This is a genomic window from Nesterenkonia pannonica (assembly GCF_019575955.1).
Classification (GTDB): domain Bacteria; phylum Actinomycetota; class Actinomycetes; order Actinomycetales; family Micrococcaceae; genus Nesterenkonia; species Nesterenkonia pannonica.
Map to the genome: position 1 here is coordinate 2,528,718 of NZ_CP080575.1, position 25,594 is coordinate 2,554,311.

20 protein-coding genes and 12 pseudogenes are annotated in these 25,594 nt (G+C 64.2%); 5 read left to right on the forward strand and 27 right to left on the reverse strand.

The window, feature by feature from the left end:
* Window positions 1-18 precede the first annotated feature (18 nt).
* From rpsH to K0H76_RS18225, 23 genes and pseudogenes are all read right to left on the reverse strand, one after another.
* Entirely contained in the window at window positions 19-417 is a 399-nt protein-coding gene (rpsH, locus tag K0H76_RS18115; protein ID WP_258933896.1) for a 30S ribosomal protein S8, read from the reverse strand.
* Window positions 418-506: 89 nt separating this feature from the next.
* Window positions 507-1,079 (reverse strand): annotated as a pseudogene (gene rplE, locus K0H76_RS18120) (50S ribosomal protein L5); the annotation flags it as partial.
* Window positions 1,076-1,405, reverse strand: a pseudogene (gene rplX / locus K0H76_RS18125) (50S ribosomal protein L24). The pseudogenes rplE and rplX, both read right to left, overlap by 4 nt.
* A gap of 3 nt (window positions 1,406-1,408) precedes the next feature.
* The gene (gene rplN, locus K0H76_RS18130; protein ID WP_146340975.1) at window positions 1,409-1,780 is read right to left on the reverse strand and encodes a 50S ribosomal protein L14; all 372 of its coding nucleotides are present in this window, start codon (window positions 1,778-1,780) and stop codon (window positions 1,409-1,411) included.
* A gap of 297 nt (window positions 1,781-2,077) precedes the next feature.
* A complete protein-coding gene (gene rpsQ, locus K0H76_RS18135) occupies window positions 2,078-2,392 on the reverse strand; it encodes a 30S ribosomal protein S17 (protein ID WP_146340974.1) in 315 nt (104 codons plus the stop codon).
* A 2-nt stretch (window positions 2,393-2,394) separates the two neighbouring features.
* Window positions 2,395-2,604, reverse strand: a complete 210-nt coding sequence (gene rpmC, locus K0H76_RS18140) for a 50S ribosomal protein L29 (protein WP_246836355.1) — start codon at window positions 2,602-2,604, stop codon at window positions 2,395-2,397.
* 46 nt (window positions 2,605-2,650) lie between these two features.
* Window positions 2,651-3,066 (reverse strand): annotated as a pseudogene (gene rplP / locus K0H76_RS18145) (50S ribosomal protein L16).
* The gene (rpsC, locus tag K0H76_RS18150) at window positions 3,066-3,857 is read right to left on the reverse strand and encodes a 30S ribosomal protein S3 (RefSeq protein ID WP_146340971.1); all 792 of its coding nucleotides are present in this window, start codon (window positions 3,855-3,857) and stop codon (window positions 3,066-3,068) included. The pseudogene rplP and the gene rpsC overlap by 1 nt, the downstream one beginning before the upstream one ends.
* Window positions 3,857-4,219, reverse strand: coding sequence for a 50S ribosomal protein L22 (rplV, locus tag K0H76_RS18155; protein ID WP_258933897.1), 363 nt, complete (start codon window positions 4,217-4,219; stop codon window positions 3,857-3,859). Before rplV ends, rpsC begins: the two co-directional genes overlap by 1 nt.
* A gap of 32 nt (window positions 4,220-4,251) precedes the next feature.
* Complete coding sequence (gene rpsS, locus K0H76_RS18160) at window positions 4,252-4,548, reverse strand: 30S ribosomal protein S19 (RefSeq protein WP_258935469.1); 297 nt, start codon at window positions 4,546-4,548, stop codon at window positions 4,252-4,254.
* Entirely contained in the window at window positions 4,545-5,381 is an 837-nt protein-coding gene (gene rplB, locus K0H76_RS18165) for a 50S ribosomal protein L2 (protein ID WP_258933898.1), read from the reverse strand. Before rplB ends, rpsS begins: the two co-directional genes overlap by 4 nt.
* 35 nt (window positions 5,382-5,416) lie before the next feature.
* Window positions 5,417-5,725, reverse strand: coding sequence for a 50S ribosomal protein L23 (gene rplW, locus K0H76_RS18170; protein ID WP_146340967.1), 309 nt, complete (start codon window positions 5,723-5,725; stop codon window positions 5,417-5,419).
* A pseudogene (gene rplD / locus K0H76_RS18175) lies at window positions 5,722-6,346 on the reverse strand (50S ribosomal protein L4). The gene rplW and the pseudogene rplD overlap by 4 nt, the downstream one beginning before the upstream one ends.
* 5 nt (window positions 6,347-6,351) lie before the next feature.
* Window positions 6,352-7,013 (reverse strand): annotated as a pseudogene (rplC, locus tag K0H76_RS18180) (50S ribosomal protein L3).
* Window positions 7,014-7,031: 18 nt separating this feature from the next.
* Window positions 7,032-7,340 carry a 30S ribosomal protein S10 gene (rpsJ, locus tag K0H76_RS18185; protein WP_022871716.1) on the reverse strand — a complete coding sequence of 103 codons (309 nt, stop codon included), beginning with the start codon at window positions 7,338-7,340 and terminating at the stop codon, window positions 7,032-7,034.
* Window positions 7,341-7,866: 526 nt separating this feature from the next.
* Window positions 7,867-9,056: pseudogene (gene tuf / locus K0H76_RS18190) on the reverse strand (elongation factor Tu).
* 132 nt (window positions 9,057-9,188) lie between these two features.
* A pseudogene (gene fusA, locus K0H76_RS18195) lies at window positions 9,189-11,253 on the reverse strand (elongation factor G).
* Window positions 11,254-11,345: 92 nt separating this feature from the next.
* Window positions 11,346-11,814: pseudogene (rpsG, locus tag K0H76_RS18200) on the reverse strand (30S ribosomal protein S7).
* On the reverse strand, window positions 11,814-12,188 hold the full coding sequence (rpsL, locus tag K0H76_RS18205; protein ID WP_146340961.1) for a 30S ribosomal protein S12: 375 nt from the start codon (window positions 12,186-12,188) through the stop codon (window positions 11,814-11,816). The pseudogene rpsG and the gene rpsL overlap by 1 nt, the downstream one beginning before the upstream one ends.
* A 318-nt stretch (window positions 12,189-12,506) precedes the next feature.
* A pseudogene (rpoC, locus tag K0H76_RS18210) lies at window positions 12,507-16,484 on the reverse strand (DNA-directed RNA polymerase subunit beta').
* 64 nt (window positions 16,485-16,548) lie between these two features.
* A pseudogene (locus K0H76_RS18215) lies at window positions 16,549-20,072 on the reverse strand (DNA-directed RNA polymerase subunit beta).
* Between the two features lie 280 nt (window positions 20,073-20,352).
* Window positions 20,353-21,003: pseudogene (locus K0H76_RS18220) on the reverse strand (response regulator transcription factor).
* 135 nt (window positions 21,004-21,138) lie between these two features.
* Window positions 21,139-21,786, reverse strand: coding sequence for a hypothetical protein (locus K0H76_RS18225; protein ID WP_258933899.1), 648 nt, complete (start codon window positions 21,784-21,786; stop codon window positions 21,139-21,141).
* Window positions 21,787-21,863: 77 nt separating this feature from the next.
* Here K0H76_RS18225 and K0H76_RS18230 point away from each other — a divergent pair, with 77 nt between their 5' ends.
* Window positions 21,864-22,001 (forward strand): hypothetical protein, encoded by a 138-nt coding sequence (locus K0H76_RS18230; protein WP_258933900.1) that lies wholly within the window; start codon window positions 21,864-21,866, stop codon window positions 21,999-22,001.
* A gap of 82 nt (window positions 22,002-22,083) precedes the next feature.
* On the opposite strand, the gene K0H76_RS18235 is transcribed toward K0H76_RS18230, so the two are convergent.
* The gene (locus K0H76_RS18235) at window positions 22,084-22,350 is read right to left on the reverse strand and encodes a PspC domain-containing protein (protein ID WP_258933901.1); all 267 of its coding nucleotides are present in this window, start codon (window positions 22,348-22,350) and stop codon (window positions 22,084-22,086) included.
* 137 nt (window positions 22,351-22,487) lie between these two features.
* Here K0H76_RS18235 and K0H76_RS18240 point away from each other — a divergent pair, with 137 nt between their 5' ends.
* The gene (locus tag K0H76_RS18240; protein WP_258933902.1) at window positions 22,488-22,862 is read left to right on the forward strand and encodes a PspC domain-containing protein; all 375 of its coding nucleotides are present in this window, start codon (window positions 22,488-22,490) and stop codon (window positions 22,860-22,862) included.
* A 313-nt stretch (window positions 22,863-23,175) separates the two neighbouring features.
* On the opposite strand, the gene K0H76_RS18245 is transcribed toward K0H76_RS18240, so the two are convergent.
* A complete protein-coding gene (locus K0H76_RS18245; RefSeq protein WP_258933903.1) occupies window positions 23,176-23,460 on the reverse strand; it encodes a hypothetical protein in 285 nt (94 codons plus the stop codon).
* A gap of 116 nt (window positions 23,461-23,576) precedes the next feature.
* Here K0H76_RS18245 and K0H76_RS18250 point away from each other — a divergent pair, with 116 nt between their 5' ends.
* Genes K0H76_RS18250 through K0H76_RS18260 form a run of 3 tightly spaced genes read left to right on the forward strand, consistent with a single transcriptional unit; the run spans window position 23,577 to window position 24,258 of the window.
* A complete protein-coding gene (locus K0H76_RS18250; RefSeq protein ID WP_258933904.1) occupies window positions 23,577-23,849 on the forward strand; it encodes a hypothetical protein in 273 nt (90 codons plus the stop codon).
* Window positions 23,850-23,851: 2 nt separating this feature from the next.
* Window positions 23,852-24,118, forward strand: coding sequence for a hypothetical protein (locus K0H76_RS18255; RefSeq protein WP_258933905.1), 267 nt, complete (start codon window positions 23,852-23,854; stop codon window positions 24,116-24,118).
* Window positions 24,118-24,258 (forward strand): hypothetical protein, encoded by a 141-nt coding sequence (locus K0H76_RS18260; protein ID WP_258933906.1) that lies wholly within the window; start codon window positions 24,118-24,120, stop codon window positions 24,256-24,258. Before K0H76_RS18255 ends, K0H76_RS18260 begins: the two co-directional genes overlap by 1 nt.
* An 80-nt stretch (window positions 24,259-24,338) precedes the next feature.
* Here the strand turns inward: K0H76_RS18260 and rplL are convergent.
* Window positions 24,339-24,726, reverse strand: a pseudogene (gene rplL, locus K0H76_RS18265) (50S ribosomal protein L7/L12).
* 67 nt (window positions 24,727-24,793) lie between these two features.
* Window positions 24,794-25,315, reverse strand: coding sequence for a 50S ribosomal protein L10 (gene rplJ / locus K0H76_RS18270; protein ID WP_146340953.1), 522 nt, complete (start codon window positions 25,313-25,315; stop codon window positions 24,794-24,796).
* Window positions 25,316-25,594: the final 279 nt, after the last annotated feature.

Genomic DNA, 25,594 nt, shown 5'->3' on the forward strand with positions numbered 1-25,594 from the left:
CTGGTGCGCTCCTTCCGGTTACCAGACGTAGGCGAGGACTTCTCCGCCCACGCCCTTCTTGTAAGCCTGCCGGTCAGTCAGAAGACCGGAGGATGTGGACAGGATCGCGATGCCCAGGCCGCCCAGCACGTGCGGGAGGTTGGTGGACTTCGCGTAGACCCGGAGGCCGGGCTTCGAGATCCGGCGCAGGTAAGCAATCGAACGCTCACGGTTCGGACCGAACTTCAGGTCGATTACGAGGGTCTTGCCGACTTCGGCCTCGTCCTCGCGCCAGTCGGTGATGTAGCCCTCAGCCTTCAGAATGTCGGCGATCCGCACCTTCAGCTTGGAGCTGGGCATGGACACCTGATCGTGGAAGGCCGAGTTGGCGTTGCGCAGACGCGTCAGCATGTCTGCGACAGGATCGGTCATCGTCATATTGGGCTTGTGCCCTTCCTCGCCGCGGTTTCTCCCTCTCCGGAGTCGAGCTCTAGTGAGGGACCTACGACGTCGTTCTTCGTAAGGTAGTCAGTCCTGCTTGAAGGGAAGCCGAGTGCGCGAAGCAGTGCGCGGCCTTCCTCGTCAGTCGCTGCAGTGGTCACCAGTGTGATGTCCATACCGCGCGGACGGTCGATCTTGTCCTGGTCGATCTCGTGGAAGACCGACTGGTCGTTCAGACCGAAGGTGTAGTTGCCGTTGCCGTCGAACTGCTTGGGGCTCAGGCCGCGGAAGTCGCGGATGCGCGGCAGCGCGAATGTCACCAGACGGTCTACGAACTCCCACATGCGGTCTCCGCGGAGAGTCGTGTGAGTCCCGATGGGCTGGCCCTCGCGCAGCTTGAACTGCGCGATGGACTTGCGTGCCCGCGTGACCTTGGGCTTCTGACCGGTGATGCTGGTCAGGTCGGTCACGGCGCCGTCGATGAGCTTGGAGTCGCGAGCAGCCTCGCCGACACCCATGTTCACGACCACCTTGACCAGGCCGGGAACCTGCATCACGTTGGAGTACTTGAACTCCTCCTGGAGGGATCCGCGAATCTCATCGCGGTATTTGCCCTTCAGGCGAGGGACGATGGCGGACTCGTTGACGGTCTCAGTCATGACAGCTCCTTCCCGGAGGCCTTGGCGTAGCGGACCTTCGTGGTCTCGCCGTCCGCGTCTTCCATGCGGAACCCGACGCGGGTCGGCTTGCCGGTCTCAGGGTCGACCACAGCCACGTTCGAGACGTGGATGGCCGCCTCGGACTCGACGATGCCCCCTCAGTGCTGCCGAACTGGTAGGCGCGGAGGTGCCGCTTCATGCGGTTGACCCCTTCGACGACCACGCGGTCGCGCTTGGGAAGAACCTCGAGCACCTTGCCCTGCTTGCCCTTGTCCTTGCTTAGCGAGCACCTGGACGAGGTCGTCCTTCTTGATCTTTGCTGCCATGGTCTACAGCACCTCCGGAGCCAGGGAGACGATCTTCATGAACTTGTTGTCGCGAAGCTCACGACCGACGGGACCGAAGATACGGGTTCCGCGTGGGTCCTGACTGTCACCCTTGAGAATGACGGCGGCGTTCTCGTCGAAGGAGATGTACGAGCCGTCATTGCGACGGGTCTTCTTCTTCGAACGGACGACGACCGCTTTGATGACGTCGCCCTTCTTGACATTTCCGCCTGGAATGGCGTCTTTTACGGTGGCGACGAATGTGTCGCCAATACCTGCATAGCGGCGTCCTGAACCGCCGAGCACGCGAATGACAAGGATTTCCTTGGCACCGGTGTTGTCAGCGATCTTGAGCCGCGATTCCTGCTGAATCACGTGGTTTCTCCTGCCGTCCTACTGGTCCTCACGCGAGCGCGAGCCTGGTGGAACATATAGAAATACGGGCGTTCTCTCCCGCCGCTTTCCCAGTGAGCCAGAACGACGTGAGTCGATCTTTGGATCTGGAGAGTGAGCTCCAGGTCCTGTCACTGGCCGAGGCGGCGCTGGGAGACGTGCGCTGTCCGCGGCGGAATCGAATCGAAACCAACGCACACGGGCGCACAACTTCATTATCATACAGAAAAAGGGACCAAACCCCAAAACGCGGGGCTGGTCCCTTTTTCTTGGATGCTGCTACTTCGCCTTTTCGACGACCTTCACCAGGCGCCACCGCTTGGTGGCGGAGAGGGGGCGAGTCTCGGAGATCTGGACAGTGTCCCCGATCCCAGCCTCGCCGTTCTCGTCGTGGGCCTTGAACTTGGTGTGCCGCTTCATCACTTTCCCGTAGAGGGAGTGCTTCTTGCGGTCCTCGACCTCAACGACGATCGTCTTCTCCATCTTGTCGGAGACGACGACACCGCGAAGGTTCTTGCGGTAGTTGCGCTCGGAGGCTGCATCGCTCTGCGCCTTGTTGGCGGGCGCTGCGGCCGTAGTGTTCTGCTTGCTCATGCTCAGTCCTCAGTCTCCTTCTCGGCCTCAGCTGCACCTTCACGGATACCAAGCTCACGCTCGCGCAGCACCGTGTAGATGCGCGCAATGTCTCGCTTGACGGCCTTGAGGCGAGCCGAGTTCTCCAGCTGCCCGGTGGCGTGCTGGAAACGGAGGTTGAACAGCTCCTCCTTAGCACCACGAAGGTGCTCGGCAAGCTCTGAAGCCTCCATGTTGGCAAGCTTCTCCACGGTCAGGTCCTTAGATCCGACTGCCATTTCACTCACCACTCTCTCGGCTGATGACGCGTGCCTTCATAGGCAGCTTGTGGATTGCCAGACGGAGGGCCTCCTTGGCCACCTCTTCGCTGACACCGGAAAGCTCGAACATGACGCGTCCGGGCTTGACGTTGGCGACCCACCACTCGGGCGAACCCTTGCCGGAGCCCATGCGGACTTCGGCAGGCTTCTTGGTGAGGGGTGGTCCGGATAGATGTTGATCCAGACCTTTCCGCCACGCTTGATGTAACGGGTCATAGCGATACGGGCCGACTCGATCTGACGGTTCGTCACGTAGGCCGGGGCCATCGCCTGGATGCCGTACTCGCCGAAGGCCAGCTCAGTGCCGCCCTTGGCCATGCCGCTGCGCTTAGGCTTGTGCGGCTTGCGGAACTTGACGCGCTTTGGCATCAGCATCAGTTCTGCCCTCCTTCTGCGGCAGGTGCTGCGGAGGCCTCGTCGCGACGTCCGCCGCCACGACGACGGCGCTCACCGCCGCGCTCGTTGCGGCCGCCGCGGGCACCGCCGCGGCCGGACGGCTGCGAGGCCTGCTGCGCAGCGAGTTCCTTGGCGGTGAGGTCACCCTTGTAGACCCAGACCTTCACACCGATGCGGCCGAAGGTCGTCTTCGCCTCGTGCTTGCCGAAGTCGATGTTCGCCCGGAGTGTGTGCAGAGGAACGCGGCCCTCGCGGTAGAACTCGGAGCGGGACATCTCAGCACCGCCGAGCCGTCCGGCACACTGGATCCGGATGCCCTTTGCGCCGGAGCGCATGGCGGACTGAATCGCCTTCTTCATAGCGCGGCGGAAGGCGACACGGGCAGCAAGCTGCTCGGCGACGCCCTGGGCGACGAGCTGAGCATCTGTTTCGGGGTTCTTCACCTCGAGGATGTTCAGCTGGATCTGCTTGTTCGTGAGCTTCTCGAGCTGACCGCGGATGCGGTCCGCCTCGGCGCCGCGGCGACCGATGACGATGCCCGGCCGAGCGGTGTGGATGTCCACACGAACCCGGTCGCGAGTGCGCTCAATCTCCACGCGGGAGATGCCTGCTCGTTCGACGCTCTTCTCGAGCAGCTCCCGAATCTGAGCATCTTCCTTGACGTAGTCCTTGTACCGCTGACCCGCTTTGTTGGAGTCGGCGTACCAGCGAGTGACGTGGTCAGTGGTGATGCCCAGACGGAAACCATTGGGGTTGATCTTCTGTCCCACTACTGATCCCCACCTTTCTCTTCTGTGCCGACCACGATGGTCACGTGGCTGGTGCGCTTGTTGATGCGGAAGGCGCGTCCCTGGGCACGGGGGCGGAACCGCTTCATGGTCGGCCCCTCGTCCACGCGCGCCTCAGTGATGACGTAGTCGTCTTCGTTGAACGCCGTGCCCGCACGGTCAGCGTGCTGACGTGCGTTGGCCAGCGCTGACGCAACCACCTTGTACACCGGCTCAGAAGCCCCTGGGGCGAACTGAAGAATAGCCAGCGCCTCGTTGGCCTGCTTGCCGCGGACAAGGTCGACGACGCGCCGGGCCTTCATAGGCGTCACACGCAGGTAGCGCGCAATTGCCTTGGCTTCCATTGCTCTCCTTCTTTCCTGAAGTGCAGCCCCGCTCAGCGGCGCTTGCCCTTCTTGTCGTCTTTCACATGTCCGCGGAACGTGCGGGTCAGAGCGAACTCGCCGAGCTTGTGCCCGACCATCGACTCCGTGATGAACACCGGAATGTGCTTACGCCCATCGTGCACGGCAATGGTGTGGCCGAGCATGTCCGGGATGATCATGGAACGGCGGGACCAGGTCTTGATGACATTCTTGGTGCCCTTTTCGTTCTCAGCCTGAACCTTGAGGAACAGGTGCTGATCAACGAAGGGCCCTTCTTCAAGCTGCGTGGCATGTTTCCAGGCTCCTATCGCTTGTTCTTAGTACGACGGCGACGCACGATGAGCTTGTCGCTTTCCTTGTTGGGACGACGAGTGCGGCCCTCGGGCTTGCCGTTGGGGTTGACAGGGTGACGACCGCCGGAGGTCTTGCCCTCGCCACCGCCGTGCGGGTGGTCGACGGGGTTCATGACCACACCGCGGACGGTCGGGCGAATGCCCTTCCAGCGGTTGCGGTAAGCCTTGCCCCAGTTGATGTTCGACTGCTCGGCGTTGCCGACCTGGCCGACAGTGGCGCGGCAGCGAACATCCACGTTCCGCACTTCGCCCGAGGGCAGGCGCAGCTGCGCGTACTTGCCCTCACGAGCGACGAGCTGAATGGCCACACCTGCTGACCGTCCCAGCTTTGCTCCGCCTCCGGGACGGAGCTCCACCGAGTGGATCACGGTGCCCAGTGGGATGTTCCGCAGGGGCAGGTTGTTGCCGGGCTTGATGTCAGCGTTGGGGCCGGACTCAATAGCGTCGCCCTGGTTCAGCTTGGCCGGGGCGAGGATGTACCGCTTGGTGCCGTCTGCGAAGTGCAGCAGCGCGATGCGTGCGGTCCGGTTGGGGTCGTACTCGATGTGAGCGACCTTGGCGGGAACGCCGTCCTTGTCGGACCGACGGAAGTCGATCACGCGGTACTGGCGCTTGTGTCCACCGCCCTTGTGACGCGTGGTGATCTTGCCCTGACCATTGCGGCCGCCCGTCTTGGTCAGCGGCCGAAGCAGGGACTTCTCCGGGGTGTCCCGGGTGATCTCTGCGAAGTCGGCCACTGACGCGCCGCGCTGGCCCGGTGTGGTCGGCTTGAGGTTACGAATTGCCATGTGCTCTTCCTTCGATCAAGTGGTGCCGGCAGCCGTCAGGCTGCGGCTCCTCCGAAGATGTCGATTGCATATCCCTCTTTGAGGGTGATGATCGCGCGCTTGGTGTCGTTGCGCTTGCCCCAGCCGAAGCGGGTGCGGCGGCGCTTGCCCTCGCGATTGATCGTGTTGACCCTGTCGACCTTGACGCTGAAGATCTTCTCAACGGCGTATTTGATCTCGGTCTTGTTCGATCCGGGAGCCACCAGGAAGGTGTACTTGCCCTCGTCGATGTTGTTGTAGGACTTCTCGGAGATCACCGGCGCGAGGATGACATCGCGGGGATCCTTATTGATGGTGGCGCTCACTTGGCCTCCTCCTTGTCCTTCTGTCCGCCTTCAGCGTGGGAGAGGAAGGCGTCGTAGCTAAGCCTGAGTGAACACGACCTCGTCGGAGACGACGACGTCGTAGGTGTTCAGCTGGTCCGCGTAGAGGGTGTGCACCTCGGGCAGATTGCGCAGGCTGAGTGCGGCGTTGTCCTCCCCGCGGCCGATGACCACGAGCCAGTTCCGGGCACTTCCGACTGCCTGAAGCGCATCTTTGCTTACCTTCGTCGAAGGCCCGTCAGCAGCGATGGCGTCGATGACGTGGACGCGGCCGTTGCGCGCCCGGTCAGACAGCGCACCGCGCAGGGCCGCTGCCTTCATCTTCTTAGGAGTCCGCTGTGCATAGGAGCGAGGGGTCGGTCCGTGAGCGACGCCGCCTCCGATCATGTGCGGGGCGATCATTGAGCCCTGACGGGCACGGCCGGTCCCCTTCTGGCGGAAGGGCTTGGCGGTGGTCGCAGAGACCTCTGAACGTGTCTTGACCTTGCTCGTGCCCTGGCGGGCCGCCGCCTGCTGGGCCACCACAACCTGGTGGATCAGCGCGGGCTTGGTCTCAGTGTCGAAGATCTCGCCGGGGAGATCGACAGCAACTTTCTTAGCCATGTGGATCAGGCTCCCTTCACGGCCGTGCGGACGAGGATGGTGCCGCCGCGAGCGCCGGGCACGGCGCCTTTGAGCAACAGCAGGCCCTTCTCGGCGTCCACGGCGTGGACGGTGAGGTTGTGGGTGGTGTGGCGGGCGTTGCCCATTTTTCCGGCCATCCGCAGACCCTTGAACACGCGGCCGGGGGTTGCGGCCATACCGATGGCGCCCGGCTTGCGGTGGTTCTTGTGCTGACCGTGCGATGCCCCGACGTTTAGCGAAGCCGTGACGCTTCATAACGCCGGCGAAGCCTTTGCCCTTGGTCTTGCCGATGACGTCGACCTTCTGGCTTACCTCAAAGGCTTCGACGCTCAGGTCCTGGCCGAGCTCGTAGTCGGATGCGTCGGCGGTGCGGATCTCGACGACGTGACGCCGCGGCGTCACCCCGGCCTTGGCGAAGTGGCCCGCAAGGGCTTCGTCACCTGACGGGGTCGATGGCTCCGAAGCCGATCTGTACGGCGCTGTAGCCGTCCGTCTCAGCGGTTCGGACCTGTGTGATGACGTTGGAGTCAGCCTTGATGACAGTCACGGGTACGAGGTTGTTGTTCTCGTCCCAGACCTGGGTCATGCCGAGCTTGGTGCCCAGCAGACCTTTGACGGGCAGCTCAACGCGAGAAATGTTGCTCATTGTTCAGGCACCTCCCTCTTAGAGCTTGATCTCGATGTTGACATCGGCGGGCAGGTCGAGACGCATCAGCGAGTCCACGGCCTTGGGCGTGGGGTCGACGATGTCGATGAGTCGCTTGTGAGTGCGCATCTCGAAGTGCTCGCGTGAGTCCTTGTACTTGTGAGGTGAACGAATAACGGCGTAGACGTTCTTCTCAGTCGGCAGCGGCACGGGGCCGACGACCGTGGCGCCTGCGCGCGTGACTGTGTCGACGATCTTGCGAGCGGAGGTGTCGATCACCTCGTGGTCGTACGACTTCAGCCGGATGCGGATTTTCTGTCCCGCCATGGCGTTGAGCCTCTCTGTGGTCCTTGCAATACGTCCTCGATGCGGCCGGGCGCGGCTGCAGATACGATGCGGACTCCAGCGCCAGAGAGGCGGTCGCAGAGCGACCGTCAAAGAGCTGTGAACACCTTCTGCAGTTTTTGCCTGGCCTGACAGGGCGAATCCGCTGATTCAGCGGGATGCTCTCCCTGAAGGCTTCCGGCCCCCGCGGTCGGGCGTGTCGCTTACGATGCACTTCTCAGTGCACAGCAACACCCGCGGTAGCGGCCGGGTGGATTGTCGAACTGTTCTGCTGCACTGCTGGGCACACAAGCACCCGGCGGTGAGCAACTTGTCTATAGTGCCACGCCCGGAGGGTGCGCCGCAACTCCGAACGCGTCAGGGTCTCTCGGTGCGCCGCACCTCGTCCGCAGCCCGGGCACGCAAGAGGCCCCGAGCACCTGATGGCGCTCGGGGCCTCTTGCAGCTCTCAGGTCGTTATCCGATGCTCACCGCACCGGGGCCAGCCTGAGCAGCCCGGAAGGCACAATCACTGAGTGATCTTGGTGACCTTGCCGGAGCCGACGGTGCGGCCGCCCTCACGGATGGCGAAGCCGAGGCCCTCTTCCATGGCGATGGGCTGGATGAGCTCAACCGACATCTCGGTGTTGTCACCGGGCATCACCATTTCGGTGCCCTCAGGAAGGTGGATGACGCCGGTGACGTCAGTGGTCCGGAAGTAGAACTGCGGACGGTAGTTCGTGTAGAACGGGTTGTGGCGTCCACCCTCGTCCTTGGACAGGATGTAGACGTTGGCCTCGAACTTGGTGTGCGGGGTGATGGAGCCGGGGCTGCCACCACCTGACCGCGCTCCACATCGTCGCGCTTCAGACCGCGAAGCAGCAGACCGCAGTTCTCGCCGGCCCATGCCTCGTCGAGCTGCTTGTGGAACATCTCGATGCCGGTGACGGTGGTCTTCTGCTTGTCACGGATGCCGAGGATCTCGATCTCGGAGTTGATCTTCAGCGTGCCGCGCTCGGCGCGACCCGTCACCACGGTGCCGCGGCCGGTAATGGTGAAGACGTCCTCGATAGGCATGAGGAACGGCTTGTCCTTGTCCCGCTCCGGCTCCGGAATGAACTCGTCGACCTGGTCCATCAGGTCCTCGACGGTCTTGACCCACTCAGCGTCGCCCTCAAGAGCCTTCAGCCCTGAGGTGCGGATCACGGGTGCGTTGTCGCCGTCGTAGTCCTGGTCCGAGAGCAGCTCACGGACCTCCATCTCGACCAGGTCAAGCAGCTCCTCGTCCTCCACCATGTCGGCCTTGTTCAGGGCGACCAGCAGAGCGGGGACGCCGACCTGCTTGGCGAGCAGCACGTGCTCGCGGGTCTGCGCCATCGGGCCGTCAGTGGCGGCGACCACGAGGATCGCGCCGTCCATCTGAGCCGCACCAGTGATCATGTTCTTCACGTAGTCCGCGTGGCCGGGAGCGTCGACGTGTGCGTAGTGACGCTTCTCGGTCTGGTACTCCACGTGGGAGACGTTGATCGTGATGCCGCGCTCGCGCTCCTCAGGAGCGTTGTCGATCGAGGCGAAGTCGCGCTGGTCGTTCAGGTCCGGGTACTTGTCGCCCAGAACCTTCGAGATCGCAGCGGTCAGGGTGGTCTTGCCATGGTCGACGTGACCGATGGTGCCGATGTTGAGGTGCGGCTTGCTCCGCTCGAACTTTGCCTTGGCCACAGGTTCCTCCTATAGAACGTGTTGGTGAAGAAGACTTCTTTCAGGCACAGGGTTGTCCCATGCTGAAACTCCAGAAAGTCTACTAAATGAAGGTGTGTTTCTTGAAATTGACGTAAACCGACCAGTGAGCTATCACTCGCCGCGTGACTTTTCGATGATCTCCTCCGCCACAGCCTTGGGAACCTCGGCGTAGGACTCGAAGGTCATCGTGAAGACCGCGCGGCCCTGGGTGCGGGAGCGCAGCTCGCCGATGTAGCCGAACATCTCGGACAGCGGGACGCCGGCCTTGATGACCTTGACGCTTAAGCAGCGTCGTCCATGGACTGGATCTGGCCTCGGCGGGAGTTCAGGTCGCCGATGACGTCCCCATGTACTCCTCGGGGTACGGACTTCGACGGCCATCATGGGCTCGAGGAGCACGGGGTTCGCGCGCTTCGCACCCTCCTTGAAGACCTGTGAGCTAAGCCAGCTTGAACGCCATCTCCGAGGAGTCGACGTCGTGGTACTGGCCGTCGGTGAGGCGCGCCTTGACGCCGACCATCGGGTACCCGGCAAGCACGCCGAGCTGCATCGCATCGTGGATGCCCGAGTCGACCGAAGGGATGTATTCGCGAGGGATGCGACCGCCTGTGACGGCGTTCTCGAACTCGTAGAGCTCCTCGCCCGAGGTGTCGAGCGGCTCGAAGTCCACGATCACCTTGGCGAACTGACCGGAGCCGCCGGTCTGCTTCTTGTGCGTGTACTCGACCTTCTGAACAGCCTTCTTGATGGTCTCGCGGTAGGCGACCTGCGGCTTGCCGACGTTCGCCTCAACCTTGAACTCCCGCTTCATGCGGTCGACGAGGATGTCGAGGTGCAGCTCGCCCATGCCTCCGATCTCAGTCTGGCCGGTCTCCTCGTTCTGGTTCACGGTGAACGTGGGGTCCTCGGCCGCGAGCTTCTGGATGGCCGTGGAGAGCTTCTCCTGGTCACCCTTGGACTTCGGCTCGATGGCCACCGAGATGACCGGCTCCGGGAAGCTCATGGACTCCAGAACGATCTGCTCGTTGGGGTCGCACAGAGTGTCGCCCGTGGTGGTGTCCTTGAGCCCGATCACGGCGTAGATGTGACCCGCCTGGATCTCCTCGACCGGGTTCTCCTTGTTGGCGTGCATCTGGAAGAGCTTGCCGATGCGCTCCTTCTTGCCCTTCGTCGAATTGACGATCTGGGCACCGGAGGAGAGCTTGCCGGAGTACACGCGGATGAAGGTCAGCTGGCCGAAGAACGGGTGGGCAGCGATCTTGAACGCCAGCGCCGAGAACGGCTCGTCCTTGCCCGGCTTACGGGTCAGGACGACTTCCTCGTCGCCAGGCTTGTGGCCCTCCATAGAGTCGACGTCCGCTGGTGAGGGCAGGTAGTCGACGACTGCATCGAGCATCGGCTGGACCCCACGGTTCTTGAACGCGGACCCGCAGAACACCGGGTAGGCGTCGCCTGCGATGGTCAGCTTGCGGATTCCGGTCTTGAGCTCATCGATGGTGAGCTCCTCACCGTTGAGGTACTTGTCCATGAGCTCGTCGTCTGCCTCAGCGACGCTTTCGATGAGCTCATTGCGGTAGTCCTCGGCCTGCTCCTTGAGGTCCTCAGGGATCTCGCGAGTCTCGTACTCGGCACCCATGGTGACGTCGCCCTTGGCGTCGCCGGGCCACACCAGGGCCTTCTGGTGGAGCACATCGATGACGCCGACGAAGTCGGACTCCGAGCCGATCGGCAGCTGCATCACCAGCGGCTTGGCGCCGAGGCGCTGCTTGATGGTGTCAACCGTGAAGTAGAAGTCCGCGCCCAGCTTGTCCATCTTGTTGACGAAGCAGATGCGGGGAACGTTGTACTTGTCGGCCTGGCGCCAGACGGTCTCAGACTGCGGCTCCACACCCTCTTTGCCGTCGAACACTGCGACGGCACCATCGAGCACTCGGAGCGCGCGCTCCACCTCGACGGTGAAGTCGACGTGCCCGGGGGTGTCGATGATGTTGATCTGGTTGTCCTCCCAGAAGCAGGTGACCGCGGCGGAGGTGATGGTGATGCCGCGCTCCTTCTCCTGATCCATCCAGTCCGTGGTGGACGCACCATCGTGAGTCTCACCGATCTTGTGGTTCAGACCGGTGTAGAACAGGACGCGCTCGGTGGTGGTGGTCTTACCCGCATCGATGTGTGCCATGATGCCGATGTTGCGGACCTTCTTCAGGTCAGTGAGCACCTCTTGTTGTGCCACGGTTTTCCCCTTTTGGTGGTTGCTTCTGGAAGTAGTGCTTACCAGCGGTAGTGGGCGAAGGCCTTGTTGGCCTCTGCCATCTTATGGGTGTCCTCGCGGCGCTTGACTGCTGCCCCGAGCCCATTGGACGCGTCAAGAATCTCGTTCATGAGACGGTCGGTCATCGTCTTCTCGCGGCGGTCCTTGGCGTAGCCGACCAGCCAGCGCAGGGCCAGAGCCGTGGCGCGTCCGGGCTTGACCTCGACGGGCACCTGGTAGGTGGCGCCGCCGACGCGGCGGGAGCGAACCTCGAGCGCCGGGCGGATGTTGTCCATCGCGGTCTTGAGGGTCTCCACAGCGTTCTCGCCGTTCTTGGAGGCGACGCCGTCGAGGGCTCCGTAGACGATCCGCTCGGCGGTGGACTTCTTGCCGTCGACGAGAACCTTGTTGATCAGCTGGGTGACCAGCGGGGATCCGTGAACAGGATCCTGGACGAGGGCGCTTCGGCGCGGGTCCCTTACGAGGCATTACTTCTTCTCCTTCTTCGCGCCGTAGCGGCTGCGGGCCTGGCCGCGGCCCTTGACACCCTGGGTGTCGAGGGCGCCGCGGACGATCTTGTAGCGCACACCGGGAAGGTCCTTCACACGGCCGCCGCGAACGAGCACGATGGAGTGCTCCTGCAGATTGTGGCCTTCGCCGGGGATGTATGCGGTGACCTCGACGCCGCCGCCGAGACGCACACGGGCAACCTTCCGGAGTGCCGAGTTCGGCTTCTTCGGCGTGGTCGTGTACACACGTGTGCACACGCCGCGGCGCATCGGGCTGCCCTTCAGGGCAGGGGTTGGGTTCTTGGTGGGCTTGGGCTCGCGGCCCTTGCGCACCAGCTGCTGAATAGTAGGCACTAGGTGATCTCCATTGGTTCAGAGGTTTGTGGCCGTGCTTACCGGGTCAGGTCTCTGCGGGGAACAGCGTGGGGCTGTTGCCCTGTCTGCGTGCAGACACAAAAACATGTGGCATTCGTTGCGCACTTTCCCGCAACCCGGACCGGGTCCTTTGCCACACAGAAACAATCGAGTCAACGATAGCAGGTTCGTGTCGGTAGACGCGAACGGCGAAGTTTACCCGCCGAGGCCGCGGCGCCCAGCTCCTTCGGAGCCTGAGCGTCGCGGCACTCGGTGCGTGAGCGGCCCCGCCGATGCGGGGATCGAACGACTGCCTCGTCAGCGGAAGTCGACGTCCGTGTTGTACTCCTCAAGCGGAATCGCGTGGAACTCCGCGTCACCCTCAGCGCCGGCGTAGTCGAAGCTGGAGCCGTACATGGACGGGCCTGTGAACAGGTTCTCCTTGGCCTCCTCTGTGGGCTCCACCTCGGTGTGCACGTACCGGTCCAGACCAGTGCTTACCGGGATGAGCTTACCGATGATGACGTTCTCCTTGAGCCCGAGCAGCGGGTCAGACTTGCCCTCCATCGCCGCCTGGGTCAGGACCCGGGTGGTCTCCTGGAAGGACGCGGCCGACAGCCACGAATCGGTGGCCAGCGAGGCCTTCGTGATGCCCATGAGCTCGTCACGGCCGGACGCCGGCTTCCTGCTCGCCTCGAAGGCAGCCTTGTTGGCGGCCTGGAAGCGGAACCGGTCGGCCAGCTCACCGGGGAGCAGGTCCGTCTCACCGGACTCGATGACGGTGATGCGACGCAGCATCTGCCGCACGATGACTTCCACGTGCTTGTCGTGAATGTCGACGCCCTGCGACTGGTACACCTCCTGCACCTCTGCGACCAGGAACTTCTGCGCCGCCCGTGGGCCGAGCACCCGAAGGACCTGCTTGGGGTCGACGGAGCCGCGGGTGAGCTGCGTGCCCACGTCCACGTGGACCGACTGGTCCATGTTGTCGCCCAAGTCAATCAGCATGGTGGCACGGCGGAGGATCGGGTAGACCTGCTCCTCCCCGCCGTCGTCCGGGGTGAGAACCAGGCGAGCCTGCTTCTCATCCTCTTCGAAGCGCACCCGACCCGAAGACTCCGCGATGGGAGCGACACCCTTCGGCGAGCGTGCTTCGAAGAGCTCCTGGATACGGGGCAGACCCTGGGTGATGTCGTCCGCGGAGGCGACACCGCCTGAGTGGAAGGTCCTCATGGTGAGCTGCGTTCCCGGCTCGCCGATGGACTGGGCGGCGATGATGCCGACCGCCTCGCCGACGTCGACGCGTGAGCCCGACGCCATGGACCGGCCGTAGCACGCTGCGCAGGTTCCCACGGGAGCCTCGCAGGTGAGCACGGAGCGCACCTTGATCGTCTTCGTGCCTGCCTTGAACAGCTTGTCGATGAGCACATCTCCGAGCTCGGCGCTAAGCCTCAGCCAGCACCTCACCGTTCTCATCCGCCACAGTCTCGGCCAGCGTGCGGGCATAGGCGGAGGTCTCCACCATGTCGTGCAGCTCGAACTCCACACCCTCAGTGTCCGTGACGTAGGTGCGGCCGGACTTGACCAGCACATCGTGGGCGCCATGCCGATCGTGGCGGTGGCCCGTCGGCTGAGCGATGGGAACGGTGACGCCGCGCGAGGTTCCGCAGTCCTCGTCGCGAACGATGACATCCTGCGAAACGTCGACGAGACGACGCGTCAGGTAGCCCGAGTTCGCGGTCTTCAGAGCGGTGTCCGCCAGGCCCTTACGAGCGCCGTGGGTCGCGACGAAGTACTCGAGGACGGTTAGCCCTTCGCGGTAGGACGACTTGATCGGCCGGGCGATGATCTCACCCTTAGGGTTCGTCACCAGGCCACGGATGCCGGCGATCTGACGAATCTGGTGCCAGTTTCCTCGGGCTCCGGAGGTCACGGTCCGGTTGATGTTGTTGAGCTTGTCCATACCGGCCATCATGGCGTCCTGGATCTCGGCTGTTGCCTTGTTCCAGATCTCCTGAAGCTCAGTGGTGCGCTCATCCCGGTCCATCAGACCCAGGCCGAAGTCCTCTTCGACCTTCGCCACCTGCGCCTCGTACTCCTCCATCATCGCGGCCTTGTCGAAGTCCGAGGTGATGTCAGAGATGGCCACAGTCACTCCCGAGCGCGTGGCCCAGTAGAAGCTAAGCGTCCTTGAGGTTGTCCAGGGTCTGAGCGACCTGAACGGTGGAGTAGCGCTCGGAGAGGTCGTTGACCACGTTGCCGAGCTGCTTCTTGTCGGCGACCTTGCCCTGGTAGGGGTAGTCCGCCGGGAGGAGCTCGTTGAAGATGACCTGACCGAGAGTCGTCTCGATCAGGGCAGGTGAGCCCTCGGTCCATCCTTCGGGTGCCGGAACCTCGTCAGAGGAACGAAGCCGTCCACCGCGATCCTCACCGATGCGTTCAGGTGCAGGTCGTGGAGGTCATAGGCCATCCACGCCTCGCCGACGCTGGAGAAGACGCGACCGGCTCCGGCCTCGTCCTCACGGACAGTCGTGAGGTGATGGAGGCCGATGATCATGTCCTGCGTAGGCAGGGCCACGGGCCGTCCGTCCGAGGGCTTCAGGATGTTGTTGGAGGAGAGCATCAGGATGCGCGCCTCTGCCTGGGCCTCGGGGCCCAGCGGCAGGTGCACTGCCATCTGGTCGCCGTCGAAGTCCGCGTTGAAGGCGGTGCAGGCCAGCGGGTGCAGCTGCAGAGCCTTGCCCTCCACGAGCTGCGGCTCGAATGCCTGAATGCCGAGGCGGTGCAGAGTGGGCGCACGGTTCAGAAGGACCGGGTGCTCGGTGATGACCTCTTCGAGAACATCCCAGACCTGGGACCGCTGGCGCTCCACCATCCGCTTGGCAGACTTGATGTTCTGAGCGTGGTTGAGATCCACCAGACGCTTCATGACGAACGGCTTGAACAGCTCGAGCGCCATCTGCTTCGGCAGACCGCACTCGTGCAGCTTCAGCTGCGGGCCGACCACGATGACCGAACGGCCTGAATAGTCGACGCGCTTGCCCAGCAGGTTCTGGCGGAACCGGCCCTGCTTGCCCTTGAGCATGTCGGAGAGCGACTTGAGCGGGCGGTTGCCCGGCCCGGTGACCGGGCGGCCGCGGCGACCGTTGTCGAACAGGAGTCCACTGACTCCTGGAGCATGCGCTTCTCGTTGTTGATGATGATCTCAGGGGCCCCGAGGTCCAGCAGCCGCTTCAGGCGGTTGTTGCGGTTGATCACTCGCCGGTACAGGTCGTTGAGGTCGGAGGTCGCAAAGCGGCCGCCGTCGAGCTGAACCATGGGCCGGATCTCCGGCGGAATCACCGGCACGGCCTCGAGCACCATTCCGGTGGGCGCATTGCCGTTGACGAGGAAGGCGTTCAGGACCTTGAGGCGCTTGAGGGCGCGGGTCTTGCGCTGGCCCTTGCCGGTGGCGATGGTCTCCCGCAGGGACTCCGCCTCGGCCTCCATGTCGAAGGTCTCGAGGCGACGCCTGATGGCTTCGGCGCCCATGAATCCTTCGAAGTACTCGCCGTACTTGGCGCGCATCTCGCGGAACAGGGTCTCGTCGCCCTCCAGGTCGCCGACCTTGATGGCCTTGAAGCGGTCCCAGGTGTTCTGGATCTGATCGATCTCAGCATCTGCGCGCTTGCGCAGCTGGGCCATCTGCTTCTCTCTGCCCTCGCGCAGCTTCTTCTTCTCGGGCGCCTTGGCACCCTCGGCCTCGAGCTCGGCCAGGCCGTCCTCGAGCTCCTTGGCGATCGCAGCCAGGTCGGCGTCGCGCTGGGAGGCCAGGTGGTTGACCTCCTGCGTCACCTCTGCCTCAAGGTTCGGCAGATCGTTGTGGCGCTTGTCCTCGTCGACCGTGGTGATCATGTAGGCGGCGAAGTAGATGACCTTCTCGAGGTCCTTCGGCGCCAGGTCGAGCAGGTAGCCCAGCCGCGACGGCACTCCCTTGAAGTACCAGATGTGCGTCACAGGTGCGGCGAGCTCGATGTGGCCCATGCGTTCGCGGCGAACCTTCGAGCGGGTGACCTCGACGCCGCAGCGTTCGCACGTGATGCCCTTGAAGCGAACGCGCTTGTACTTGCCGCAGTAGCACTCCCAGTCCCTCGAGGGGCCGAAGATCTTCTCGCAGAAGAGCCCGTCCTTCTCAGGCTTCAGGGTGCGGTAGTTGATGGTCTCCGGCTTCTTCACCTCGCCGTGGGACCAATTCAGGATCTCATCAGTGGTGGCAAGGCCGATGCGCATGGTGCCGAATGAGGATTCAGTGGACATAGTCCGTATCTCTCTTTTCTGTCTGAAAGCTTCGTAAGACGTGCTGGCGATGCTGAAGGGGGCCTCAGACCTCTTCGACCGAGCTGGGCTCGGCGCGCGAGAGGTCAATGCCGAGCTCTTCAGCTGCGCTGAAGCCGGAGTCGTCGGAGTCCGCGTCTCGCATCTCGAAGGCCTTGCCTTCGGTGTTGAGGACTTCGACGTTCAGGCACAGGGACTGCATCTCCTTGATGAGGACCTTGAACGATTCCGGAACCCCGGGCTCGGGGATGTCTTCGCCCTTGACGATGGCCTCGTAGACCTTGACGCGGCCGTGGATGTCGTCGGACTTGATGGTCAGCAGCTCCTGCAGCGTGTACGCCGAGCCGTATGCCTCGAGAGCCCACACCTCCATCTCGCCGAATCGCTGGCCGCCGAACTGGGCCTTACCGCCCAGCGGCTGCTGGGTGATCATCGAGTACGGTCCGGTGGAGCGGGCGTGAATCTTGTCGTCCACGAGGTGGTGCAGCTTCAGGATGTACATGTAGCCGACTGCGACCGGCTCGGGAACGGTTCGCCCGAACGGCCGTCGAAGAGCTGCGCCTTGCCCGAGGCCGCCACCATCTTCTCCCCATCACGGTTGGGGTTGATGGACTCGAGGATTCCGGTGAGCTCCTCGGGGTTGGCACCGTCGAACACCGGAGTCGCAACCTTCGTGGGGCCGGTCTCACGCGGCAGGCCAGGAAGATCCTTGAGCCATTCGGCGTCTCCCTCGATGGTCCAGCCCTGGGAGGCGGCCCATCCGAGGTGGAGCTCCATGACCTGGCCGATGTTCATACGGCCGGGCACGCCCATGGGGTTGAGCACAACGTCGACGGGGGTGCCGTCGGGCATGAAGGGCATGTCCTCCACAGGAAGGATCCTGGAGATGACGCCCTTGTTGCCATGTAAGTAAACGAGCTTGTCGCCGTCGGTGATCTTGCGCTTCTGCGCCACGTACACACGGACGACCTGGTTCACTCCGGGAGGAAGCTCGTGACCCTCCTCGGCGTCGAGGATGCGCACCCCGATGACAGTTCCGGATTCGCCGTGGGGCACCTTCAGAGAGGTGTCGCGCACTTCGCGGGACTTCTCGCCGAAGATGGCGCGCAGCAGGCGCTCCTCGGGGTCAGCTCCGTTTCGCCCTTGGGCGTCACGCGGCCGACGAGGATGTCTCCGGACTCGACCTCAGCGCCCACGTGGATGATTCCCCGCTCATCGAGCTGGGAGAGCATCTCCTCGGAGACGTTGGGAATGTCCCGGGTGATCTCCTCGGCACCGAGCTTGGTGTCTCGGGCGTCGACTTCGTGCTCCTCGATGTGGATTGAGGTGAGCACGTCGTCCTGCACGAGCCGCTGGGAGAGGATGATCGCGTCCTCGAAGTTGTGGCCCTCCCATGACATGAAGGCCACCAGCAGGTTCTTGCCCAGGGCCAGCTCGCCGGACTCAGTGGAGGGGCCGTCGGCGATGATGGAGCTGCGCTCCACCCGGTCGCCCTCAGAGACCCGCACGCGCTGGTTGTAGGCGTTGCCCTGGTTGGAGCGCTGGAACTTCATGATCGGGTAGTGGGTCTGGGTACCGTCGTCGTTGAGGACGGTGACCAGGTCCGCGGCGACCTTGGTGACCACAGCCAAGCCCGCTGGGCCGTGACGGAGTCGTCGGCGTCCACTGCGGCGTACTTCTCCATACCCGTGCCGACGTAGGGCGACTCCGCCTCGAGCAGCGGCACCGCCTGACGCTGCATGTTTGCTCCCATGAGCGCACGGTTCGCGTCGTCGTGCTCGAGGAACGGGATCAGAGCCGTCGCCACAGAGACCATCTGGCGCGGGAGACATCCATGTAGTCGATGTCTGAGGGCTCGACGAGAATCGGCTCGCCCTGCTCCCCCGCTGCGGCGTCAGCGCGGCCGCGGCAGAGAACCTTGCCCTCAGTGAAGGAGCCGTCCTCCTCCAGGGGCGCGTTCGCCTGGGCGATCTGCGCCAGCAGCTCGTCGTCGGCGGTGAGGTACTCGACCTTGTCGGTCACCATCCCGTCGACGACCTTGCGGTAGGGAGTCTCGATGAATCCGAAGTTGTTGATCCGGCCGTAGGTGGCCAGGGAGCCGATCAGACCGATGTTCGGACCCTCAGGGGTCTCGATGGGGCACATGCGGCCGTAGTGCGACGGGTGGACATCGCGGACCTCCATCTTAAGCTCGGTCACGGGAGAGGCCGCCTGGGCCCAGTGCCGAGAGGCGACGCTTGTGCGTCAGACCCGCGAGCGGGTTGTTCTGGTCCATGAACTGGGACAGCTGGGAGGTTCCGAAGAACTCCTTGATGCTGGCCACCACGGGGCGAATGTTGATCAGCGTCTGCGGCGTGATCGCCTCGACGTCCTGAGTCGTCATACGCTCACGGACGACGCGCTCCATCCGGGACAGCCCGGTGCGGACCTGGTTCTCGATGAGCTCGCCCACCGCACGGATGCGGCGGTTGCCGAAGTGGTCGATGTCGTCGACGGTGACGGGGAGGTCGATCTGCTCGCCGTCCCGGATGCCCTTGACCGACTGCTTAAGCCTGCGTGCAGAGCGCACAGGTAGTGGACCATCGCAGTGATGTCCTCTTCCGTCAGCACAGCGGCGTCCGCGTCGGAGAAGTTCTTGTCCACTCCGAGCTTGCGGTTCAGCTTGTACCGGCCGACCTTGGCCAGGTCGTAGCGCTTGCGGGTGAAGTACAGCGACTCCAGCAGGGAGCGGTAAGCCTCCACCGTCGGGGGCTCGCCCGGCCGAAGCTTGCGGTAGATGTCGAGGAGCGCCTCGTCCTGGTCCGCGAAGGTGTCCTTCTCGAGAGTGGCGCGGATGGAGTCGTAGTCGCCGAACTCCTCCAGGATGCGGGACTCGGTCCAGCCGAGGGCCTTGAGCAGAGCAGTGACCGGCTGCTTGCGCTTGCGGTCGAGGCGGACTCCGACCTGATCGCGCTTGTCGATCTCCAGCTCGAACCACGCACCGCGGGAGGGAATCACCTTGGCGGTGTAGATGTCCTTGTCGCTGGTCTTGTCGGCGGAGCGCTCGAAGTAGGCGCCGGGTGAGCGGACCAGCTGCGAGACGACAACACGCTCGGTGCCGTTGATGATGAAGGTGCCGCGGTCGGTCATCAGGGAAGTCGCCCATGAAGACCGTCTGCTGCTTGATCTCACCGGTGTTGTGGTTCATGAACTCGGCCTTGACGTACAGCGGGGCCGAGTAGGTGGTGTCGTGGTCCTTGCACTCCTCCACCGTCATCTTGGGGTCAGCGAACTCCGGGTCCGAGAAGGAGAGCGACATCGTCTCTTGGAAGTCCTCGATGGGGACATCTCCTCGAAGATGTCTGCCAGGCCGGACGTGTCTGAGACGCCCTTGATGCCCTTCTCGCGAGCTTCCTCCACGCGAGCTGCCCATGAGTCGTTGCCGACGAGGCGGTCGAAGGACTCGATCTGAAGAGCGAGGAGCTCCGGAACGTCCAGGGGCTCGTGGATCTTTGCGAATGAAATGCGGTAAGCGTACTCAGCTGTACGGGCCGATGCAGCGGTATTGATTGAGGTGCTCGAGGCGACCAAGAGGATCCTTCCGAAGACCTTCGTAGCTTCCGAATGTCAGCGTCCAATGGTCTATAGGTCCGCGCCGCCGCTCCGGGCGGCGCCATCTAAGCTGCCCACCGCAATATGAAGGCATGACAAATGGAGACGACGCGAACTTTGAGAATACACCCGATTGGGCATGCGAGCAAGTGCGCGCAGAAAGAAGCCCGGCCAACATCACGAGCTGGGTCACACATTAGCAGTAGACCGCGCCAGCCCGCGATAGCGGCGCCCATCCGCGGCGTGTTTGCCGTCCGCATCAGACGATGCGGCGCTGCTCCGCCCACCGCGTCAGCTCATGCCGAGAGCTCAGCTGGAGCTTGCGGAGCACCGGAGACGTGCGTCTCAACGGTCTTGATGGAGATGAACAGCTCAGCGGCAAGCTCCCGGTAGGTGTACCCGCGTGCAATCAGGCGCATCACCTCAACCTCCCGCGCCGAAAGGCGGTCCAGCTCCTCGTCGCGGACCCCATGCGCCGCACCCCCGCCGTCCCGAACGCGTCGAGGACGAAGTAGGCCAGTCTCGGCGAGAACACGGCGTCGCCCAGCGCCACCTGCTCGAGGGCGTCGATCAGATCAGGCGTGCTGATGGTCTTGGTGACGTAGCCGCGTGCGCCCGCTCGGATGACGGAGACTACGTCGGAGGCATCATCGGAGACGCTGATGGCGAGGAAGCGCGTTTCACTGTGCACAGGACGGCACAGGCGCACGACCTCCGCCCCGCCGCCTCCCGTGCCGCCCGGCAGGTGCACATCGAGGAGCACGACCTCCGGCCGATGGGCGGTGATCAGACGCACAGCTGAGTCCACATCCGACGCCTCGCCCACGACGTCGACGGCGTCGCCCAGCTCCGCCCTCAGGCCGGAGCGAAAAATGCCGTGATCATCGACTATCACTACTCTGCGAGTCATTCGGAAGAGCCTTTCTGCGCCTCATCGGAGGACCCATGCGGCGGCAGGTCGGCGCGCTGCGCCGCGACGGGCATGTACAGCTGAATCTCGGTTCCGCGTTCGCTCGAACGGACCGCCGCCCGCCCCCGGCTCGGCTCATGCGGCCGATGATGGAGCCGCGAATGCCCAGCCGATCAGACTTCGCCGGATCGTGGGCCAGGGCGTCGAGGTCGAAGCCCGTGCCGCGGTCGCGCACAAACACCGCATCGCTCTCGGGCGAGGACTCGATGTAGACGCTGGCCGGTCCGGCATGGGTGAGGGCGTTGAGGATCGCCTCCCGCGCCGCGGCAACGAGCGCCGCATGGTCGGTGCCGAGGACTCTCCGACGCTCACCACCTCGACAGGAACGGCATGCGCCTCCTCGAGCTCGGCCGCCACAGCGAGGATCTGATCTCTGAGGGTTCCCGTCGCCCGCGCATTCTGACGATAGAGCCACGAGCGCAGCTGCCTCTCCTGGCCCCTGGCGAGGCCCTCGACCGCTGACGGGTCAGCCTTCTGCTTCTGGATCATCGCCAGCGTCTGCAGGACCGAATCATGAAGGTGGGCGGCGATATCGGCGCGCTCCGCCTCCGCCGCGGCTCTGGCGCGCTCCGCCTGAGAGGTTCGGTAGAGGCGGATGACCCACGGTGCGACCACCAGCCCCATGCCTGCCAGCAGCATCGCCGCCACGATGACCCCCACCAGCAGCTCCGCCGCCGGAACGAGTCCGGATGCGATGACGAGGACGGCGGCCAGGACCAGCACCGCTCCCCGCCCGCCTGCCAGAGAAGCCCCGCGCCCTGGTCGTCCGACGTCGAGTGAGCCCCGGTTCTGTCCAGCTGGTGCCACACGAGCAGCACGCCGAGAAGGAGCCCCGCAGGCGGGAGCACGATGCGCCAATCGAGTCCCAGGCCGAGCAGCTGCGCGGCCAGGAAGCCTGCTGTGACGAGCAGAACTCCTCCGGCGAGCACCTCCGGTGAGCCGGTCATCGATTCGAGCGCTCTGCGAACCCCGCGCCCGGACCTGGCATCCGCCGCGGCGCGGCCCGGTGCGGGCGCTTACTCAGCAGCTGGACCTGACAGGCCGCGAGAAGTAAGCCGTGGGGGCAGGCTCATTCTCTGCGGGCACAAAGATCCACAGCCACAGGTAGAGGAGGATCCCAGCGCCGCCCAGGAGTGCAAGAAGGATGAAGCCGCAGCGCACGGTGAGCACTGAGACGCCCAAGTGCCGTGCTGTGCCCAGAGCCACGCCCGCGACCGGAGCCCCCAATGCCCGTCGCAGCGCAGGACGCGGCGCCGAGCGCTGGGGGTGGCTGAGCTGCGCTGTCATACAGCCATCCTGCCACGCGTCAGGGCGCCTGCACCCGGGCTTCCCCATAGAATCCGGGGCCGTGGAGGCGCAATCAGGGTGCGAATCAGGGTCGCACCTCATATCGGCGAGCAGTCCTCATTGTCGAAGATGGGTGCATGAGCGACAAAGAACACCGCGATGCACGCCCGGTCGGAAGCGGAATCTTCGAATGGGTGCGGTCCACCGGCTGGCACAGGCCGCACAGCAGCTGGGTCGGCGGAGTTCTCGCTGCGGTCGGCGACCGGCTCGGATGGGACGCCGCACTGGTCCGCGGGCTCGGCGTCCTCGCCTTCATCGTCGCCACGGCGCCCACTGCCCTGCTCTACGGGCTCGCATGGATCCTCCTCCCCGACAGGAAGGGGCAGATACATGCTGAGCGTGCACTGCGCGGAGACTTCACCAGCGGCGCTGCAGCAGGCGGGCTGCTGGCCGTCGTCGGACTGCTGAACCTCTTCACCCCCGCCGCAGCAGGCCCCTCCAGTTCCTGCTGAACGTCGCGGTGCTGGGTGCGGTCGCCTGGATCGCACTGGCAGCCGTTCGACGCATCTCACACCGGCAGGGTCCGGAGGCGGATCATCCAGACCGAGGCGGGTCCGCAGGGCCGCGCGAAGCTCAGGCCTCCTCCCGTGCCCGCTGGGCACCCCAGAGCGACAGTAGGCGTGGTACCCCAAGGACGGGCCTGAGCCGACTCCCGCCGCTGGGCAGGCACACCGTGCGGACCAGACCTCGGCGAAAGCTGGGCCGCAGTCGCAGACGGTGCCCCTGACGCGCCCCTCCTATGGCGAGCCCCGCTCGGCCTCCGGGTCAGGCATCCCATATGAGGAGAAGCGGCGCCGTCGTCTCGTCACATTCGGCCTGCTTCTGCTGACGGCACCAGCTGTGGGTGCGGCCATGCTGTTCGCCTCCGTGATCGGGCTCTCCGCCGCGGCCGCGGCGCTGACTGTGCTCGCCGCCTTCGTCTCCCTCACGGCACTGCTGCACATCGGCGCCGGGCTCAGGGGCCGACGCGGACCGACAGCTCTCCTCACTGTCCTCACGGGCGCCATGCTGGTACTGGCCCTGATGCAGTCTGCGGGCAGTGCGACGCATGTGTTCGGCAGCTATGCGACGTCCTCGGAGGAGGTCAACACAGCCTTCGCGAACACCACAGTCGACCTCACAGACCCCAGTCCTTCGCCGGAACCGATCAGGGCTACGCCCATGAGGTGGAGATCAACGGCAGGTTCGGCAACGTCGACGTCGTCGTGCCCGACGACGCTCGGGTCACCGTCACGGCCGCCCACGCCTTCTCCAACTTGGACTTCCGCACCCAGACGCTCACCCAGTCACAAGCCGGGATCGGCAGCGACGAGCAGCGCTTCGGCCCCGCCGATGAAGGTGATGACGCTGAGGCCGCTGGGGAGATCGACGTTCACATCAATCAAGCATTCGGAAACGTGACCATCTTTGACGCCACGACCTTCGCCGAGGAGAACTGAGCATGGGCAGAGACGCCGATCGGACCCGACCCGCCGCTCCCAAGGAGCAGGCCCACCCTGCCGCGGACGATGTGGATGCGATTCTGGCTGAGTCGCTTCGCGCGCAGCCGGGCGATGACTTCACATGGAAGGAGCCGGAGCGCAGGCCGCGCTGGTGGCAGCGGCAGGACGTTGAGCAGCCTCAGAGCCGGTCCGAGACGACTGCGCTCGCCCAAGCTCCCACGAGGGCATCCGACTGGGCTCGGTCATCCTGGGCACAGCCTGCCTGATGCTGGCGCTGTGGGTCATGGCGAGCACCGCGTTCGGGCTCTCCATCGACCCGCTCGTGGTGGGGCTGGTGGTGTGCACAGTCGCTGGCCTGGTGCTGGTCGCAGCGGGCCTCAGGCCCAAGCCGGGTGCCAGGCTATAAGCCGTCGAGATGCAGAAAAGCCCCGGAGGGGACCTCCGGGGCTTTTCTGCGATTCAGCTGCCGCTTCTCAGCGGCAGGAATCACTTGAGAGTGACAGTGGCGCCTGCGCCCTCAAGAGTCTCCTTGGCCTTCTCGGCGGCGTCCTTGTCGACGCCCTCCAGGACTGCCTTGGGCGCGCCGTCGACGAGCTCCTTGGCCTCCTTCAGACCGAGGGAGGTGAGACCGCGCACCTCCTTGATGACGCCGATCTTCTTGTCGCCGGCGCTCTCGAGCACGACGTCGAACTCGGTCTGCTCCTCTTCGGCCTCGCCAGCGTCGCCGCATGGCGGCAGGCGCGGCAGCGGCTGCGGCAGGTGCGGCAGCAGTGACGTCGAAGGTCTCTTCGAACAGCTTCACGAACTCGGAGAGCTCGATCAGGGACATTTCCTTGAACTGCTCCAGCAGCTCTTCATTGCTCATCTTAGCCATTTCAGCGGCTCCTTAACTTCTGTTGCTGATTGCGGATCTTGACGTGCAGTGGGCGCTCTGACAAGCGTCAGGCAGCCTCTTCTTCCTTCACGCGCAGCGCCTCGACCGTGCGAACGGTCTTGGACAGCGGTGCCTGGAATACGGCGGCAGCCTTGGACTGGGCACCGATGAGGGCGCCAGCCAGCTTGCCGAGCAGAACCTCACGGGATTCAAGATCCGCGAGCTTCTTGATCTCGCTCTCGTCGAGGACGGCGCCATCCATGTAGCCGCCCTTGAGGATGAGCTGAGGGTTCTCCTTGGCAAAGTCACGCAGTGCCTTAGCCACGTCGACAGCGTCGCCGTGCACAAAGGCGATCGCGGATGGGCCCTGCATCTTGCCCTCAAAGGCTTCGATGCCGAGCTCCTTGGCCGCAATCTCGGTCAGCGTGTTCTTCACCACGGCGTAGTTCGCGTTGGCCCGCACGGAGTTGCGCAGCTTCTGAAGCTTCTCCACGCTGAGCCCGCGGTACTCCGTCAGGACGGCCGCGTCTGAGCTGCTGAGCAGGTTCTTCAGCTCCTCAACCGCGGCGGCCTTCTCAGGATTCGCCATGGCACTCCTTCCAATTGCAGGGCCGGTCAGACAGTCCCAGGCGAATGGGGCATTAAAAAGCCCCGCTGCACAGGTGCACGGGGCTTCCAAAGAGGTTCAGGGGCATACGCCCGCTGTCCATCTGGTTCGGCTCAAGTGTCCTGCGCAGGTCGCCCGTATGGGTCTTTACAGTTCTGCTGCACTCCGAGAAGTGATTCCCGGTGACCGAAGCTCCAGAGCCAACTGGTGCTTCACAGCATGAACGACCGGCGGTCTTTGGTCAGTGGTCAACTATACGGC